The 16,150-nt window shown below is 70.4% G+C and carries 14 protein-coding genes; 9 read left to right on the forward strand and 5 right to left on the reverse strand.

The annotated features are described in order from the left end of the window. The first annotated feature begins 11 nt into the window (after positions 1–11). From ACFWBD_RS32120 to ybaK, 3 genes are read left to right on the forward strand one after another with little or no spacing between them, the layout of a single operon-like run. Positions 12–1,058 carry a hypothetical protein gene (locus tag ACFWBD_RS32120; protein WP_385674546.1) on the forward strand — a complete coding sequence of 349 codons (1,047 nt, stop codon included), beginning with the start codon at positions 12–14 and terminating at the stop codon, positions 1,056–1,058. A gap of 11 nt (positions 1,059–1,069) precedes the next feature. Beyond that, the gene (locus ACFWBD_RS32125) at positions 1,070–1,810 is read left to right on the forward strand and encodes an LON peptidase substrate-binding domain-containing protein (RefSeq protein ID WP_385674549.1); all 741 of its coding nucleotides are present in this window, start codon (positions 1,070–1,072) and stop codon (positions 1,808–1,810) included. A gap of 8 nt (positions 1,811–1,818) precedes the next feature. Then, positions 1,819–2,322, forward strand: coding sequence for a Cys-tRNA(Pro) deacylase (gene ybaK, locus ACFWBD_RS32130; RefSeq protein WP_385674552.1), 504 nt, complete (start codon positions 1,819–1,821; stop codon positions 2,320–2,322). Between the two features lie 146 nt (positions 2,323–2,468). Here ybaK and ACFWBD_RS32135 read toward each other — a convergent pair whose 3' ends face one another. The 4 genes from ACFWBD_RS32135 to ACFWBD_RS32150 all read right to left on the reverse strand — a co-directional run bounded on the left by ACFWBD_RS32135 (position 2,469) and on the right by ACFWBD_RS32150 (position 6,420). Then, the gene (locus ACFWBD_RS32135; protein ID WP_385674555.1) at positions 2,469–3,158 is read right to left on the reverse strand and encodes a DUF2567 domain-containing protein; all 690 of its coding nucleotides are present in this window, start codon (positions 3,156–3,158) and stop codon (positions 2,469–2,471) included. A gap of 34 nt (positions 3,159–3,192) precedes the next feature. After that, complete coding sequence (locus ACFWBD_RS32140; RefSeq protein ID WP_351752532.1) at positions 3,193–4,020, reverse strand: ABC transporter permease; 828 nt, start codon at positions 4,018–4,020, stop codon at positions 3,193–3,195. 94 nt (positions 4,021–4,114) lie between these two features. Then, a complete protein-coding gene (locus ACFWBD_RS32145; RefSeq protein ID WP_351752535.1) occupies positions 4,115–5,089 on the reverse strand; it encodes an ABC transporter ATP-binding protein in 975 nt (324 codons plus the stop codon). Between the two features lie 107 nt (positions 5,090–5,196). Further along, positions 5,197–6,420 (reverse strand): NYN domain-containing protein, encoded by a 1,224-nt coding sequence (locus tag ACFWBD_RS32150; RefSeq protein ID WP_385674558.1) that lies wholly within the window; start codon positions 6,418–6,420, stop codon positions 5,197–5,199. A 223-nt stretch (positions 6,421–6,643) separates the two neighbouring features. Between ACFWBD_RS32150 and ACFWBD_RS32155 the strand changes: the two genes are divergently transcribed. After that, entirely contained in the window at positions 6,644–6,808 is a 165-nt protein-coding gene (locus ACFWBD_RS32155) for a hypothetical protein (protein ID WP_020129908.1), read from the forward strand. A gap of 118 nt (positions 6,809–6,926) precedes the next feature. Here ACFWBD_RS32155 and dnaE read toward each other — a convergent pair whose 3' ends face one another. Continuing rightward, positions 6,927–10,466 (reverse strand): DNA polymerase III subunit alpha, encoded by a 3,540-nt coding sequence (dnaE, locus tag ACFWBD_RS32160; protein ID WP_385674561.1) that lies wholly within the window; start codon positions 10,464–10,466, stop codon positions 6,927–6,929. A gap of 214 nt (positions 10,467–10,680) precedes the next feature. Here dnaE and ACFWBD_RS32165 point away from each other — a divergent pair, with 214 nt between their 5' ends. The 5 genes from ACFWBD_RS32165 to ACFWBD_RS32185 all read left to right on the forward strand — a co-directional run bounded on the left by ACFWBD_RS32165 (position 10,681) and on the right by ACFWBD_RS32185 (position 16,124). Next, the gene (locus ACFWBD_RS32165; RefSeq protein WP_385674564.1) at positions 10,681–12,006 is read left to right on the forward strand and encodes a DUF2252 domain-containing protein; all 1,326 of its coding nucleotides are present in this window, start codon (positions 10,681–10,683) and stop codon (positions 12,004–12,006) included. A gap of 68 nt (positions 12,007–12,074) precedes the next feature. After that, entirely contained in the window at positions 12,075–12,767 is a 693-nt protein-coding gene (locus tag ACFWBD_RS32170) for a hypothetical protein (protein ID WP_385674567.1), read from the forward strand. 108 nt (positions 12,768–12,875) lie between these two features. After that, on the forward strand, positions 12,876–13,718 hold the full coding sequence (locus tag ACFWBD_RS32175) for a thioredoxin domain-containing protein (protein WP_385674570.1): 843 nt from the start codon (positions 12,876–12,878) through the stop codon (positions 13,716–13,718). A gap of 168 nt (positions 13,719–13,886) precedes the next feature. After that, on the forward strand, positions 13,887–14,315 hold the full coding sequence (locus ACFWBD_RS32180) for a hypothetical protein (protein ID WP_385674577.1): 429 nt from the start codon (positions 13,887–13,889) through the stop codon (positions 14,313–14,315). 129 nt (positions 14,316–14,444) lie between these two features. Next, complete coding sequence (locus ACFWBD_RS32185; protein WP_385674580.1) at positions 14,445–16,124, forward strand: alkaline phosphatase D family protein; 1,680 nt, start codon at positions 14,445–14,447, stop codon at positions 16,122–16,124. The last annotated feature ends 26 nt before the right edge of the window (positions 16,125–16,150 follow it).

A 16,150-nucleotide genomic window follows, 5' to 3' on the forward strand; every position in this document is an offset into this window, starting at 1 on the left:
GCGGCTTTTCAATGGTCGGCACCATGGCTCTGCTGCCCCCGTTCATCCGCGCCTCCCGGACATCCCGGGCGGCACGGAACGCCGCCGCCCCCCACAGCGCCGCCGGGCTCCCCGCCGACGACGAGGTGCTCCTCGACGTGCCCGACGACCGACTCGGTCCCGCCCTGGTCGCCGCCGGCCTGGGCGCCTACGCACCCGCCGCCCAGCTCATGGCCCGGACCAGGGAACGCGCCGAGTGGGAGTACCGCGACCGGTACGCGACCCGGCTGGCGTCCTTCGCGCACTCCCGGTCGGAGTGGTTCGAGGAGTGGCGCGCCGCCGCCCCGCGCGACCCGGACGTGCTGCTCGTCACCGCCCAGCTCGCGGTCTACCGGGCCTGGCACTCACCGGCCCGGGCCGAGCTGCTGCGCGAGGTGAGCCCGCTGATCACGGCCGCCGCGCAGAGCGACGTCCGCGACCCGGTGCCGTGGCGGATCGCCCTGGACCACGCCCGCGGCACGCGCGCCGGGCACAAGTACTTCGGCGAACTGTGGTCGGCCGCGGTCCGGCGCGCCCCGCACCACTACGGCTGCCATGTCGCCGCCAAGCGCTATCTGGCCGAGTCGTGGCACGGCTCCCACCGGGAGTGCTTCGACTTCGCCGACCGGGCCGCGCAGGACGCGCCGGCCGGCTCCCTCGTCCAGGCGCTGCCGACGCGGGCCGCCTTCGCGTACCTGACCGACGGCTGCGGGCCCGAGGTGCCGCGCGAGCGACTGGACGCGGCGGCCGACCGCGCCATCGCGCTCTCCGCCCGTTTCCCGTCCGTCGACCCGTGGCCGGCCGAGATCCGCAATGTGCTGACGTACGTCCTGGTCCGCCTGGACCGCCGCGACGACGCCCTCGCGCAACTGCGCCTGATCGGCCCGTACGCCACGTCCTTCCCCTGGGGCCGGCTGTCGGACGACCCGCTCGGCCACTTCCTGGCCGTGCGCGAGGAAGTGCGCTCCGGACCGTCCGGACAGCCCCCCTGGCATCCAGGGATCGGGCACGGCGAACGAGCCCACCCCAGGGACCATTAGGCTTCTGCGTCGTGACCACCGTCCGTCTGCCGCTCTTCCCGCTGAACTCGGCGTTGTTCCCGGGGCTCGTGCTCCCGCTCAACGTCTTCGAGGAGCGCTATCGCGCCATGATGCGCGACCTGTTGAAGACCCCCGAGGACGAATCACGCCGGTTCGCCGTCGTGGCCATCCGCGACGGCCATGAGGTGGCCCCCAGCTCCCCCGGCCTGCCCGACCAGACCGCGCTGCCCGAGCGCGGCCCCGCGGCCGGCTTCGGCGACGCCCCGCTCAAGGCGTTCCACGACGTCGGCTGTGTGGCCGACGCGGCGACGATCCGCGAGCGCGCCGACGGCACCTTCGAGGTGCTGGCGACGGGCACGACCCGCGTGAAGCTGCTGTCGGTGGACGCGTCGGGCCCGTTCCTGACCGCCGAGCTCCAGGAACTGCCCGAGGACCCGGGCGACGAGGCGGGCGCCCTCGCGGAAGGCGTGCTGCGCGCCTTCCGCCAGTACCAGAAGCGCCTGGCGGGCGCCCGCGAACGCTCACTGACCACCGGCGCCGATCTCCCGGACGACCCGTCGGTGGTGTCGTACCTGGTGGCGGCCGCGATGATGCTGGACACCCCGACCAAGCAGCGCCTGCTCCAGGCCCCCGACACAGCCTCCCGCCTGCGGGACGAGCTGAAGCTGCTGCGCGCGGAGACCTCGATCATCCGCAGCCTGCCCTCGCTGCCCGCGTCGGACCTGACGCGCGGCCCGACGAGTCTCAACTGAAGGCCCGCGTGGCGAAGAAGCCGAGGAAGCAGCAGCAGTCCGCGGGCACGCCCGCGACGGTGGCCCTGACGGCGGCGGGCGTGGACTTCACGGTCCACGCCTACGACCACGACCCGAGCCACCCGTCCTACGGCGAGGAGGCGGCCGAGGCGATGGGCGTCTCCCCCGACCGGGTCTTCAAGACCCTGGTCGCGGAGGTGGACGGCGCCCTGACGGTGGCCGTGGTCCCGGTGGCCGGCTCCCTGGACCTGAAGGCCCTGGCGTCGGCGGTGGGCGGAAAACGGGCGGCTATGGCCGACCCCACCCTCGCGGAACGCACCACGGGGTACGTCCGAGGCGGCATCTCCCCGCTGGGCCAGCGCAAGAAGCTCCCCACGGTCCTGGACGCCTCGGCCTCGGCCCACCCCACGATCTGCGTCTCGGCAGGCCGCAGAGGCCTGGAGGTAGAACTCACCCCGACGGACCTGGCCGGCCTCACAGGAGCAACCCTCTCCCCGATCGCCCGCCCCTAGTCAGCCCGTCCGGGGGGTCCCCCTCCGGGGGAGCTTGAGGACGAGGCCGTTCGGGGCGAAAGCGTGGGTCCGGGGGCAGCCCCCAGGAACGGAAGCAGCCCCCAGGAGCAGAACGGGAAAGGGCGGCGGGGGCGAGAAACCCGCCCCTAGGCCATCGGTGCCCCGTACCCGTCCTTGGGCACACCCATGTGCGCCTGATACGGATCAGGATCCCGAGGCCCGAACAACGCAGTGAGCCCCAGATGCACCAGCGCCGCGGCGAACGACCACGCCAGCAGCGCCCCCTTGGCCCCGAGCTTCAGCGGAGCCGAGAACGCGACCCCCTTGCCCGCCGACTGCGCATGCGCGATCACATCGGAGTCGGGCCCCAGCCACACCCCCAGCCGCCACGCCAGCAACGACCCGAGGAACCCCCCGACGGCGAGGGCGATCACCAGCGGCACTCCACCACGGCGCCGCCACAGGAACACGGCAGCCGCGCTCACGGCCCCGCACGCCAGGGCCAGCAGCGTGAACGTGCCGTCCACGCCGATCGCCTGCTCCCCCTCGGTGTCCTTGAAGTAGACGACCCAGCTGTCGTCCACCAGATCACCGACGAGCGGCACCTTCGGCGCCAGCCACACCCACAGCAGCCCGAGCAGCGCCCCGGCGAGCGCGACCGCCACCGTGATCACGGCGGCCTCCCGCAGTTCGGTCTTCATGCCGGGCCCGTCCTGTCCGTACGCGACGTCATGGGGCGCGGCGGCCATCCCCGCGTACCCGCCGGGCGACGGCGGCCAGGCCGCGTGCGGAGACGGATCGTGCGGCGGCGGAGGCGGAGTCAGCGGTGCGGTCACCCTGACATCGTGCCAGGCGCGCCTGTACCGCGCGTCACCGGACGGCGGCTCGGCGGTACGCCCAGGTGGCGACGGCCAGCGATACGACGCCGACACCGGCGCACACGGCGAGGTCACCGAGGACGAACGCCCAGTCGGGACTGGCCCGGAAGGTCCGGGCGAACGCCTCGACCCCGTACGTCGACGGCAGCAGATCGCGGGCGAACCGCACCGCCTCCGGCATCCGGTCCGGCGGCAGCACCCCCAGCAGCAGCGCGGCCGACATGCCGAGCTGCCCCAGCACGGTGGCCAGCTCCGGCCGCGGCGCGAGCAGCCCGAAGGCCGCGCCGAGCCCGGACAGCGCGGCGCCGGCCAGCGGGATCACGGCAACGAGCACCCACAGATGGGTGAAGGGCAGCCCGAACAGCACGCATCCGAAGACCGCGGTCACCAGGGTCCCCGGCACGGTGAAGGACGCGTACGCCCCCGCCGCCCCGAGCACCACGGCCGCCGGCGGCACCGGAAGGGTCGCGTAGTGATCCAGTCCGCCGCTCGCCCGCAGCTGTCCGAAGTACTGCGCGAGCAGGTTCAGCGCGACGAACGCGACGACGAGGACCGCGGAGCCCGCCACCACGGCCTCCGCCTCGCGGCCCCCGTCCACCACGCCGCGCATCATGATCAGGATGCCGACCGACTGGAAGGTCGCCACGAACAGCAGCGGGATGCGCGCGACCCGGGCCCGGGACAGCTGCGCCCGGTACACGGCCACCAGCGAAGGCCACAGCCGCGCGCGGGGGGCCAGCTCGGCGGCGGCGGCGCGGGGCACGGTCTGTGTGACGGCCCGGGCGCTTCCCGGCAGAACCTCGGCGGGTACGACACTCACGTGACGTTGCTCCTCTTCCCTACGGTGCCCCTACCGTCCCATACGGGCCCGGAGGCTCGCGCGCTCACCTCTGCGCCCCGCGCTCTCGGCGCCCTCATGCCCGCACCAGCCCCTGCCGCGCCGCCCCGCCCAGCGCCAGATAGACGTCCTCCAGGCTCGGTGTGGCCAGGGTGAAGTCGTCCAGGGCGGCGAAGGCGGCTCCTCCGGTGACGGTGGCGACGACCGCGCGGGCCTCGTCGGGCGCCAGCCGCAGTGTCCAGCGACGGCCCGACTCCACGGCCCGCTCGCGCAGCGCGGCGACCTCGGGCACGTCCAGCGGCGCCCGCTCCCGCCACACCAGTTCCACCCGCACTTCGTCGGCGACCTGTTCCTTGAGCCCCGTGGGGGTGTCGCAGGCGATGACCCGGCCCTGGTCGAGGACGGCGACCCGGTCGAGGACGGTCTCCGCCTCGATGACGTTGTGGGTGACGAGCAGCACGGTCGTCCCGCGCTCGGCCCGCCGCCGGTCCACGGAGGCCCACACGGCCCGCCGTGCCACCGGGTCCATGCCGGTGGTCGGTTCGTCCAGCACGAGCAGGGGCCGCTCCCCCACCAGCACGGACGCGAAGCAGGCCAGCCGCCGCTGTCCGCCGGACAGCTTGCGCAGCGGCCGTCCGGCGATCGGCGTGAGACCCAGCTCGTCGAGGACGGCGTCCCGCTCCCGGCGCGCCGCGCGCACGTCGAGGCCGCGCAGCCGTCCGGTGGTCTCGGCGGCCAGCGAGACGGTGAGTTCGTCGAGGGCGGTGGACTCCTGTCCGAGGTAGGCGAGGATCCGCGCGGCCCGCTCGGGGTGGCGCACGATGTCGTGCCCGAGGATCTCCACGCTGCCCGTGTCGGGCCGCATCAGCCCGGTCATCTGCCGTACGAGGGTCGTCTTCCCGGCGCCGTTCGGCCCGAGCAGCCCGAAGATCTCACCGCGCCGGATGTCCAGGCGTACGTCGTCGGTGGCCCGGACCTCGGGTGTCGCGGGAGTGCCGCGCCGGCCGCGGACCGCCCGGTAGGTCTTGGTCAGCCCGCGCACGGCACACACGACCTCGTCCCTGTGCCGAATGGGCGGTGCCGCGCGCGTACTCACAAAGGACGAGACTACGGGGTCACGGACCGCCGTACGCCGTCGGGGCGTCCCGGGCGGACGGTTCAGTCCCCGGCCGGAGCGTGCTCGGCGGCCGTCCGTACGTCGATCTCGCGCCAGAATCCCGCCCGGATGGCGTACCGGTCGTGTTCGTCGATCTGGTCGTCCTTGTGGGCGAGCAGTCCGAAGCGGGCCGCGTACCTCAGCAGCTCGCCGTCGATGCGGTGCGGGATCCGCGGGTACATGCCCGACAGCTTCTGGAGCTGGCCCTGCTCGCCGAGGCGCCCCATCCACCGGCGCGCGAAGACCTGCCCCACCTCGTACGGGTCTCCGCCGACGGTGGTGATGTCCTCCTCGCGGTCGGCCCACCGCTGCTCGGCCGTGGTGAGCTGCGCGAGCGTCGGCATCGCGGCGACCTCGGAGGGCTCGGCGGCGATCCCGGGACGGTCGACCCAGCCCTTGTCGGAGGACCAGCGCAGGGTCGCGGTGGTGGGGTGCTGGACGGCCTGGGCGCCGGGTGCGCGCAGGGCGGCCAGGTCCTTGGGGGTCGGCACGCCCCCCTTCGGGGCGGCAACGCGCTCCTCGGCGCCGTTCTCGGAGGGGCCGGCCCCGGAGGGGTGCTCGGTCTCGTCGACGGTCCGCTCGGCGGCGCGGGCGAGGCCGGAGTCGGGCAGCGGCGCGGAGAGGATCGCGGCGATCTCGGGCCGGGGCACGGGCGGCGGCGCGCAGGTCCCGCCGAGGTCCTTCGCGCGTACGGCCTTGGTGATCCAGGTGCGGTCCAGGACGCGCCGTTCGTCGGCCTCGGCGACCAGGTCCTCGGACTGGTTGTAGTCGCCGTCGGCGGCCTGGACGGCCCACAGGTGGACGGCGACGCCGTGCTCCTTGGCTGCCATCATGCCGGGCAGCAGATCGCCGTCGCCGGTGACGAGGACGACGTCGGAGCAGGCGCGGTTACGGGCCAGCTCGGTCAGCTCGGCGTGCATGGCGGCGTCGACGCCCTTCTGCGCCCAGCGGCCGTCGCTGCGGGTAAGCGCCCCCAGCCGGACGGTCACCCGGGGCATCACGCGCAGTCTGCGGTGCTCGGGCTGGGGTACGCGGTCCGGGGCGCCGTCGAACCAGTAGATGCGCAGCAGCGGCCGCTCGGTCTCGGACTCGGCCTGTTCGCGCAGGCCCTGGACGAGGGCGGAGTGGTCGACGGTGATCCTCGATCGCGAGGGCTCTCCGGCGAGGAGGCTGGCGGCGGCTCCCAGCAGATACCCGGCGTCCACCAGGACGATGCAGCGGTCCACACGACTCACCCTCTTTCCCGGAGGTTTGCTTCGGGCTTTCTTCGAGTCTGCCCGACCGCGCGGAGGTTAACGGCCGGAACTCGATCTTCGGCGTGGCGTTTCGGGGGCTTGCGCTCCGACAACCCCCGTTACAGACGGTAATTATCCGAAATGCGTTGTAAGTCAGCCTATGTGAGTCTGGTCCCGTCGATGGCCCTCAGATCCTCCCAGGAGGCAGATCACCATGGCCAAGAACAAGAAGCAGGAACGTAAACAGCCGCAGTCCGAGCGCGGCCAGCAGGCGGCCCAGCAGTCCTCGATGGAGTCGCAGGCCGAGCAGCGCATCGCACAGGTGACGCCCGCCGACGTCGCCCGCAAGGGCCGGCAGAAGCGATTCGGCCACAACTGACATCCAGGCGACGGGCCGTTGCGGCTCGGACGCACCGAGGGGCGCATCCGGTACCGGATGCGCCCCTCGGTGCGTGTCTTCCTCGAATTCCCCCGTCGTCTCCCGGCTTCGGCCGCGCTCAGCCGGCCAGGCAGGACGGGCCGAGCAGCACCTTCAGATCACCGAACAGCGCGGGGTCGGGCTTGACCCGGTGCCGGTCGAGACGCAGGACGGTCGTCTTGGTCGGGCCCTGGAGCCTGATCCGGACCTCGCTGTCACCCCGGTGGTGGGTGAGGATCTCCCCGAGGCGGTTGATCATCGGCGGGGTGACCCGGGTGGCCGGGATGGTGAGGATCACGGGGGCGTTGGTGCCCGCGTTGGACAGGTCGGGGACCTGGAGCTCCATGGCGACGAGCCGCGGCACGTCCTCCCGCTTGTCGAGGCGGCCCTTGACGAAGACGACGGCGTCCTCGACGAGTTGGGTCGAGACGAGCTGGTAGGTCGCCGGGAAGAACATGCACTCGATGGAGCCCGCGAGGTCCTCGACGGTGGCGATCGCCCAGGCGTTGCCCTGCTTGGTCATCTTCCGCTGGAGACCGGAGATGATGCCGCCGATGGTGACGACCGCGCCGTCCGCGTGCTCGCCTCCGGTGAGCTGGGCGATGCCCGCGTCGGCCTTGTCGGACAGCACGTGCTCCAGGCCGAAGAGCGGGTGGTCGGAGACGTACAGACCGAGCATCTCCCGCTCCTGGGCGAGCAGATACGTCTTCTCCCACTCGTCGGTCGTGAACTCGACGTCGAGTCCGAAGCCGGGCTCGCTCGTCTCCTCCTCGCCCATGCCGCCGAAGAGGTCGAACTGGCCCTCGGCCTCCTTGCGCTTGACCGCGACCACGTTGTCGATCATCGGCTCGAAGTGCGCGGTGAGGCCCTTGCGGGTGTGCCCCAGGGTGTCGAACGCGCCCGCCTTGATCAGCGACTCCGTGGTGCGCTTGTTGCACGCGACCGCCTCGACCTTGTCGAGGTAGTCGGGGAAGGAGCCGTACTTGCCCTTGGCCTTGCGGCTCCTGATGATCGACTCCACCACGTTCGTGCCGACGTTGCGCACGGCTTCGAGGCCGAAGAGGATCACGTCGTCGCCCTGCGCGGCGAAGTTGTGCACCGACTCGTTGACGTTCGGCGGGAGCACCTTGATGCCCATGCGCCGGCACTCGTTGAGATAGACGGCCGACTTGTCCTTGTCGTCCTTGACCGAGGTGAGCAGTCCGGCCATGTACTCGGCGGGGTGGTTCGCCTTCAGGTAGGCGGTCCAGTACGAGACCAGGCCGTACGCGGCGGAGTGCGCCTTGTTGAAGGCGTAGCCGGCGAAGGGGACCAGCACGTCCCACAGTGCCTTGATCGCCTCGTCGCTGTAGCCGTTCTTCTTGGCGCCGGCCTGGAAGATGGTGAAGTTCTTCGCCAGCTCGTCGGGCTTCTTCTTGCCCATCACGCGGCGGAGGATGTCCGCCTCGCCGAGCGAGTACCCGGCGATGATCTGGGCGGCCTTCTGCACCTGCTCCTGGTAGACGATCAGGCCGTAGGTGACGGCCAGGACCTCTTCGAGCGGCTCCTCGAGCTCCTTGTGGATCGGGGTGATCTCCTGGAGCTTGTTCTTGCGGAGCGCGTAGTTGGTGTGCGAGTCCATGCCCATCGGGCCGGGACGGTAGAGCGCCGAGACGGCGGAGATGTCTTCGAAGTTGTCGGGCTTCATCAGGCGCAGCAGCGAGCGCATCGGGCCGCCGTCGAACTGGAAGACGCCGAGGGTCTCACCGCGCTGGAGCAGTTCGAAGGTCGTCGGATCGTCGAGCGGCAGGGCCAGCAGGTCGAGATCGATGCCCTTGTTGGACTTCACCATCTTGACGGCGTCGTCCATGATCGTCAGGTTGCGCAGGCCGAGGAAGTCCATCTTCAGCAGGCCGAGCGACTCGCACTGCGGGTAGTCCCACTGGGTGATGGTCACGCCGTCCGTGTGCCGCACCCAGATGGGGGCGTGGTCGACGATCGGCTCGCTGGACATGATCACGCCTGCCGCGTGCACACCCATCTGCCGGACCAGGCCCTCGACGCCCTTGGCGGTGTCGATGACCTTCTTGACGTCCGGCTCGTTCTCGTACATCGCGCGGATCTCGCCCGCCTCGCTGTAACGCGGGTGCGAGGGGTCGGTGATGCCGTTGAGGTCGATGCCCTTGCCCAGGACGTCGGCGGGCATGGCCTTGGTGAGGCGGTCGCCCATGGCGTACGGGTAGCCCAGCACGCGCGCGGAGTCCTTGATGGCGTTCTTCGCCTTGATCTTGCCGTAGGTGCCGATCATGGCGACCTTGTCGGCGCCGTACTTCTCCGTCACGTACCGGATCACCTCGACGCGCCTGCGCTCGTCGAAGTCGATGTCGACATCGGGCATGGAGACGCGCTCGGGGTTGAGGAACCGCTCGAAGATCAGGCCGTGCGGGATCGGGTCGAGGTCGGTGATGCCCATCGCGTAGGCGACGATCGAGCCGGCCGCGGAACCACGGCCCGGACCGACCGCGATGCCCTGGTTCTTGGCCCACATGATGAAGTCGGCGACGACGAGGAAGTAGCCGGGGAACCCCATCTGGATGATGACGTCCATCTCGTACTCGACCTGCTTCTGCCGGTCCTCGGGGACGCCGCCCGGGAAGCGGCGGTCCATCCCCAGGCGGACCTCCTCCTTGAACCAGGTGACCTCGGTGAAGCCGTCGGGGATGTCGAACTTCGGCATGAGGTTTCTCGCCTCGAACATGCCGGTGGTGTCGATCTGCTCGGCCACCAGGAGGGTGTTGGCACAGCCCTCCTGCCAGGCGTCCGAGGAGTCGATGGCGTACATCTCGTCCGTGGACTTCAGGTAGTAGCCGGTGCCGTCGAAGCGGAAGCGGTCCGGGTCGGAGAGGTTCTTGCCGGTCTGGATGCACAACAGCGCGTCGTGCGCGGTCGCCTCGTGCGCGTACGTGTAGTGCGAGTCGTTGGTGACCAGCGGCGGGATGCCGAGCTTCTTGCCGATCTCCAGGAGGCCGTCGCGGACCCGGCGCTCGATCTCGATGCCGTGGTCCATCAGCTCCAGGAAGTAGCGGTCCTTGCCGAAGATGTCCTGGTACTCGGAGGCCGCCTTCAGCGCCTCGTCGAACTGGCCGAGGCGCAGTCGGGTCTGGAGCTCGCCGGAGGGGCAGCCGGTGGACGCGATCAGCCCCTCGGACCACTGGGAGATCGTCTCCTTGTCCATCCGGGGCCACTTCTGGAGCCAGCCCTCGGCGTACGCGTCCGAGGAGAGCCGGAAGAGGTTGTGCAGGCCCGTCGCGTTGGCCGCCCAGATCGTCTTGTGGGTGTAGCCGCCGGAACCGGAGACGTCGTCGCGCTTCTGGTGCGGCTGGCCCCACTGGATCTTGCGCTTGTTGCGCCGCGACTCGGGGGCGACATACGCCTCGATCCCGATGATCGGGGTGACTCCGGCCTTCTTGGCCGTGTGGAAGAAGTCGTACGCCCCGTGCAGGTTGCCGTGGTCGGACATGGCGATATGGGTCATGCCCATCTCGTTGCACGCGTCGAACATGTCCTTCAGCCGCGCGGCACCGTCCAGCAGCGAGTACTGGGTGTGGACGTGCAGGTGCGTGAACGGCGGCTTTGACACGGCTGCGGCCTCCAGGGGAAACAAAGGTTGACAGGCGTCCCACGGGTTGCGGGCGGTCCGGGGGACAGCGTCGAAGTCTATGCCTCGCGACTGACACCGGGGACGCTCCCCCGCGTACCTTCACCGGAGGGAAACGGGCACTCCCGCGTCCCTTCGTCCGTTGGAGACGGCAGAGACGCTGTCGTCCATGCACTGCACCAGGAGGCACCCAGCGATGTCGGTTCCGCAGCTCAACGACGAGCACCGCGGCGAGGAGATCCTCGCCGTCTTCGACACCGCGTTCGGCGAGCTCCTGGCCGCCGACCCGGCCGCGTTCCGGGTGAAGTTCCGGAAGATGGCGGCCTCGGCGTTCGCGTTCTACCGGGGTACCGCGGGCCTCTTCTACCACGATGCCGACCCCGAGAAGCGGGGCGGCCCGTTCCTGGACGAGCGCACCTCGCGCGTGTGGATCCACGGCGACCTGCACGCGGAGAACTTCGGCACGTACATGGACGCGACAGGCCGGCTGATCTTCAACGTCAACGACTTCGACGAGGCGTACGTCGGCCCCTTCACCTGGGATTTGAAGCGCTTCTCCGCGTCCATCGCCCTCATCGGGTACGCGAAGGCGCTCGGCGACGAGCAGATCAGCGAGCTGGTGGAGGTGTACGCGGGCGCGTACCGGGAGCGGATCCACGCGCTGGCCACCGGCGCCAAGAGCGACGAGGTGCCGCCCTTCACCCTGGACACCGCGCAGGGCCCGCTGCTCGACGCGCTGCGCGACGCCCGGTCGCTGACCCGCTTCGGGCTGCTGGACTCGATGACGGAGATCCGTGACTTCGAGCGCCGCTTCGCGGCGGGCGGCGGCTCCATCGAGCTGGACGCGGCCACCCGCTACAAGGTCCTCGCGGCCTTCGACGGCTACTTGGAGACGCTGCCGGAGACCTCCCTGACGCGCCCGGACTCCTACCGCGTGAAGGACGTCGTCGGCCGCCGGGGCATCGGCATCGGCTCGGCCGGTCTGCCCTCGTACAACATCCTCCTCGAGGGCCACAGCGACGCCCTGGAGAACGACGTCGTGATCTACATCAAGCAGGCCCAGACGCCGGCCGTCTCCCGGCACATCTCGGACCCGGCGATCCGCGACTACTTCCAGCACGAGGGCCACCGCACGGTGATCTCCCAGCGCGCCCTCCAGCAGCACGCCGACCCGTGGCTGGGCTGGACCGAGCTCGGCGGCGCCGGCCAGCTGGTCGCCGAGGTCTCGCCGTACGCGGTCGACCTGGACTGGGGCGACATCGACGACCCGGACGAGATCGCGGGTGTCGTCGCCGACCTGGGCCGGGCCACGGCCACGATGCACGCGGCGGCGGACGACACCTCCGGCGAGTCCCTGGTGCCCTTCTCCACCGAGCGGGCCATCGACGCGGCGATCGCGGCCGACGAGGACGGCTTCGCGCCTCTCCTGGTCGACTTCGCGCACACCTACGGCGCACGCGCGCGTGCCGACCACCAGATCTTCGTCGACCTGTTCCGCAACGGCCGGATTCCAGGTCTCTAACGGTCCGCCTTCTCACAGGGACCCTTTAGGGGTCTCCTACAGGAGCACGTGACACACTCTCCTCCGCTATGGACATATCCGGGACCCGCCTCAGAGCCGTACGCGCGGCGCTGTTCACGGCATGCGTCGTGACGCTCAGCACCGCGTCGCACGTGCTGCTGTCCCGGGCACCGCTGCCGCTCAACACGGTGGCCGCCGTCGCGGCCGCCGTGTTCGCCCTCGCGTACGTCCTCGCGGGCCGCGAGCGCGGCTTCGGGCGGATCGCCGCCCTGCTGATCCCGCTGGAGCTGGCGGCCGACACCGTCTTCACCACCGGCCAGCACGTCTGCTACGGGCGTGCGGGCGGCCCGGTCGCCGGCCCGCTGGCCTCGGTCGGCTGGGACGTGCTCTGCGGCGACGGCACACCCGTCGGCACCCCGCTGGCCCAGGTCACCGGCACCGACACCGACCAGCTGGGCGGGCTCCTCGCCCACCCCGACCCGGCCGCCGCGTGGCTGCTGCTCGGCGCGCACCTGTGCGTCGGCCTGATCGCGGCCGCCTGGCTGCGCCGGGGCGAGCGGGCGCTGGCCCAGCTGCTGCGCGCGGCGGGCGCGACCACCTTCCGGCCGCTGCTGCTGGCCGTCGCCGCCGTGACCGTACGACGCGCCCCGGCGCCCCGCCGCCTGCCGCGGCCCACCCGCCGGTCGACCACCGTCCTTGAGCGGATTCTCGTGCACTCCTTGGGACGGCGTGGACCGCCGTGCTCGCTCGCCGCGGCCTGAACAGACCCTCACGTCTGGCCAGGCCCGGGCACCCGCACCAGCTCGGTCCCCCAGTCCCCACACGAACTTCCGCGTACGACGAGTGCGCGTCCCCTTTGGAGAAGACACATGAGCAAGCGGAACAGCGCGGCCTCGAAGACGGCGGCCCGCGAGCGGCTGCGCATCGAGCGTGAGCGCGAGGCCAAGCGGTCCAAGGTCAGGCGGCAGATCATCGTCGCCTGCTCGGTCGTCGCCGTGCTCGCCGCGGCCGGCGGCATAGGTTACGCCGTCGTCCAGGCCAACAAGCCCGGCTACTGGGAGGACGCCAAGGACGCAAAGGTCGTCGCTCCTGCCAACACCTCCGGCACGAACGGCACTACCGTCGTCCTCGGCAAGAGCACGGCCAAGAAGGTCCTCAAGATGTACGAGGACCCGCGCTGCCCGGTCTGCGCCTCGTTCGAGCAGACCGTCGGTTCCACGGTCAAGGCGGACTTCGACGCCGGCAAGTTCAAGATCCAGTACATCGGCGGCACGTTCCTGGACGGCGACCAGCTCAAGGACGGCACGATCGGGTCGCGCGGCGAGGGGTCCAAGAACGCGATGAGCGCCATGGGCGCGGCTCTGAACGTGAGCCCGGAGGCGTTCCTGGAGTACAAGACGGCGCTTTACTCAGCCAAGTGGCACCCGGACGAGTCGGAAGACAAGTTCAAGAGCGACAGCTACCTCATCGAGGTGGCCGACACGGTCTCCGCCCTGAAGGGCAACACAAAGTTCCAGACCGCCGTCAAGAACGGCACCTACGACGCATGGGCACTGGCCATGTCGAAGACCTTCGACACCAACAAGGACGACGTCAGCGGTACGCCGACCTTGGTCATGGACGGCAAGAAGCTCACCGACTCCGGCGGCCAGAACGCCCCGATGTCGGTCGCCGACTTCAACACGGCGATCACGGCGGCGCTCAAGGGCTGATGCAGCCACCCCACCTCGCAAGGACAGGCAAACGCCGCCCTGTCGGCTGTTTATGACCTTGTTCAACCTCCGCCTTACTCAGTAACGTGATCACCCAACCTGAAACTCGCACGTCAGTTCGGGTTGGGTGTACTGGGAAGAACAAGTTGAATCGGGGTGGACTCCAAGTTGACCGACTGGAGCAGAAACATCAAGCGCGCACTCACGGGAGTCGGCGTGGCTGCGGCGGTGGTAACACTCAGTGCCGCGCCGGCCTTCGCAGGAACCAATCTTCACCTCAAGTCGTACAGCGAAAGTTGTGGAGCCCTCGGCTGCACGACCGTTGAGCACGCAGACGGCTACTTCTACCACGACGGCGACCACTGGAAAGTCTGCGACAACTATGCAGACGGGCACCGAGCAGTGCTGGAAGTCCAGTGGGGTGACGCCGGCGGAAGCCACGTGCTGCGGATTCAGGACACGAACGGATCCGGAAACTCGTGCGCCGAGGGCAACAAGAACCTGACTGAAGGCCAGAAGGTCACAGTCATCACCTGGCACCAGGACGGGGCAAGCGGATCGCCCAAGAACATGGTCCGAGGTACGGCTACCGCCTGATCCTCAGGAATTATTGACCGTCCCTGCGGCTGCTGCGGGACCAGGCAAGGACCAACCAGCGTGAAGAGCGGGCGAACTTTTGGGAGTTCGCCTGCTCTTTTGTCGTACTGGTCAGTAATCTGATCGTCCGTGACCAGTCGATACAGATCCTCCGAGAGCGCCGACACCCCGTCAGAGCGCCCCAACTCGCTGTCGCCGCGCCGCCGTACGGCGCTCAAGGCCGTGGCCGCCACGGCCGTGCTGGCCGGCCCGCTCGCCGCCGCGCTGCCGGCCCGTGCCGCCGAGGCTCCCGTCTTCCTGCACGGCCTCGCTTCCGGCGACCCGCTGCCCGACGGCGTCCTGCTGTGGACCCGGGTGACGCCCACCGCCGAGGCGATACCCGGCTCCGGACTCGGTCCGGCCACCGACGTGAGCTGGGTCGTCGCCACGGACAAGGCACTGACGAACGTGGTCTCCAAAGGCTCCACCACCGCTTCCGCCGCGACCGACCACACCGTCAAGGCCGACATCCGCGGTCTCGCGCCCGCCACCGACTACTGGTTCCGCTTCTCGGCCGGCGGCACCGACTCCCCGGTGGCGCGCACCCGCACCGCGCCGGCGGCGGACGCCGCCGTGCCCGGCCTGCGCTTCGGCGTGGTCTCCTGCGCCAACTGGGAGGCCGGCTACTTCTCCTCGTACCGTCACCTCGCGGCCCGTGGCGACCTGGACGCCTGGCTGCACCTCGGCGACTACATCTACGAGTACGGAACCGGCGAGTACGGCACGCGCGGGACCGTCGTACGGCAGACGGCGCCCACGCACGAGATCCTCACCCTCGCCGACTACCGCACCCGGCACGGCAAGTACAAGACCGACCCGGACCTCCAGGCCCTGCACGCGAAGGCGCCGGTCGTCGCGATCTGGGACGACCACGAGTTCGCCAACGACACCTGGTCGGGTGGCGCCGAGAACCACACCGAAGGCGCCGAGGGCGCCTGGCCGGCTCGTCAGGCGGCCGCCAAGCAGGCCTACTTCGAGTGGATGCCGGTCCGGCCGGCCATCGCCGGCACCACCTACCGCCGGCTGCGCTTCGGCAAGCTCGCCGATCTGTCCCTGCTGGACCTGCGGTCCTTCCGCTCGCAGCAGGCCGCCGTGGGCAACGGCACCGTCGACGACCCGGACCGCACGCTCACCGGCCGCGCCCAGCTCGACTGGCTGAAGGCCGGGCTGAAGTCCTCCGACACCACCTGGCGGCTGGTCGGCAACTCGGTGATGATCTCGCCGTTCGCGATCGGCTCGCTCTCCGCGGACCTGTTCAAGCCGCTCGCCAAGCTGCTCGGCCTGCCGCAGGAGGGCATCGCCCTCAACACCGACCAGTGGGACGGCTACACCGACGACCGCCGTGAGCTCCTGGCCCATCTGCGCTCCAACGCCATCCGCAACACCGTCTTCCTGACCGGTGACATCCACATGGCGTGGGCCAACGACGTGCCGGTGGACGCCGGGACATACCCGCTGTCGGCCTCGGCCGCCACCGAGTTCGTGGTCACCTCGGTGACCTCGGACAACCTCGACGACATCGTGAAGGTCCCGGAGGGCACGCTCACCGCGATCGCCTCCCCGATCATCCGGGCCGCGAACCGGCACGTCCACTTCGTCGACACCGACCGGCACGGCTACGGCGTCCTGGACATCACCGCCGAGCGCGCGCAGATGGACTACTACGTGCTGTCCGACCGCACCAGCAGCACCGCGACCTCCGCCTGGTCCCGCTCGTACCGCACGCGCAGCGGCACGCAGAAGGTGGAGCGGACCTACGACCCCGTCTAGTTCCAGGTCCATGCCCGGGTCCATGC

The organism is Streptomyces sp. NPDC060002 (genome assembly GCF_042737245.1).
In the GTDB taxonomy this organism is placed as follows: domain Bacteria; phylum Actinomycetota; class Actinomycetes; order Streptomycetales; family Streptomycetaceae; genus Streptomyces.

What these genes read in the sequence shown, in the direction of transcription:
- ACFWBD_RS32120 (WP_385674546.1), top strand. Translation starts at nt 12, where the DNA reads ATGGTCGGCACCATGGCTCTGCTGCCCCCGTTCATCCGCGCCTCCCGG.
- ACFWBD_RS32155 (WP_020129908.1), top strand. Translation starts at nt 6,644, where the DNA reads ATGGCCAAGAACAAGAAGCAGGAACGTAAACAGCCGCAGTCCGAGCGC.
- ACFWBD_RS32165 (WP_385674564.1), top strand. Translation starts at nt 10,681, where the DNA reads ATGTCGGTTCCGCAGCTCAACGACGAGCACCGCGGCGAGGAGATCCTC.
- ACFWBD_RS32170 (WP_385674567.1), top strand. Translation starts at nt 12,075, where the DNA reads ATGGACATATCCGGGACCCGCCTCAGAGCCGTACGCGCGGCGCTGTTC.
- ACFWBD_RS32175 (WP_385674570.1), top strand. Translation starts at nt 12,876, where the DNA reads ATGAGCAAGCGGAACAGCGCGGCCTCGAAGACGGCGGCCCGCGAGCGG.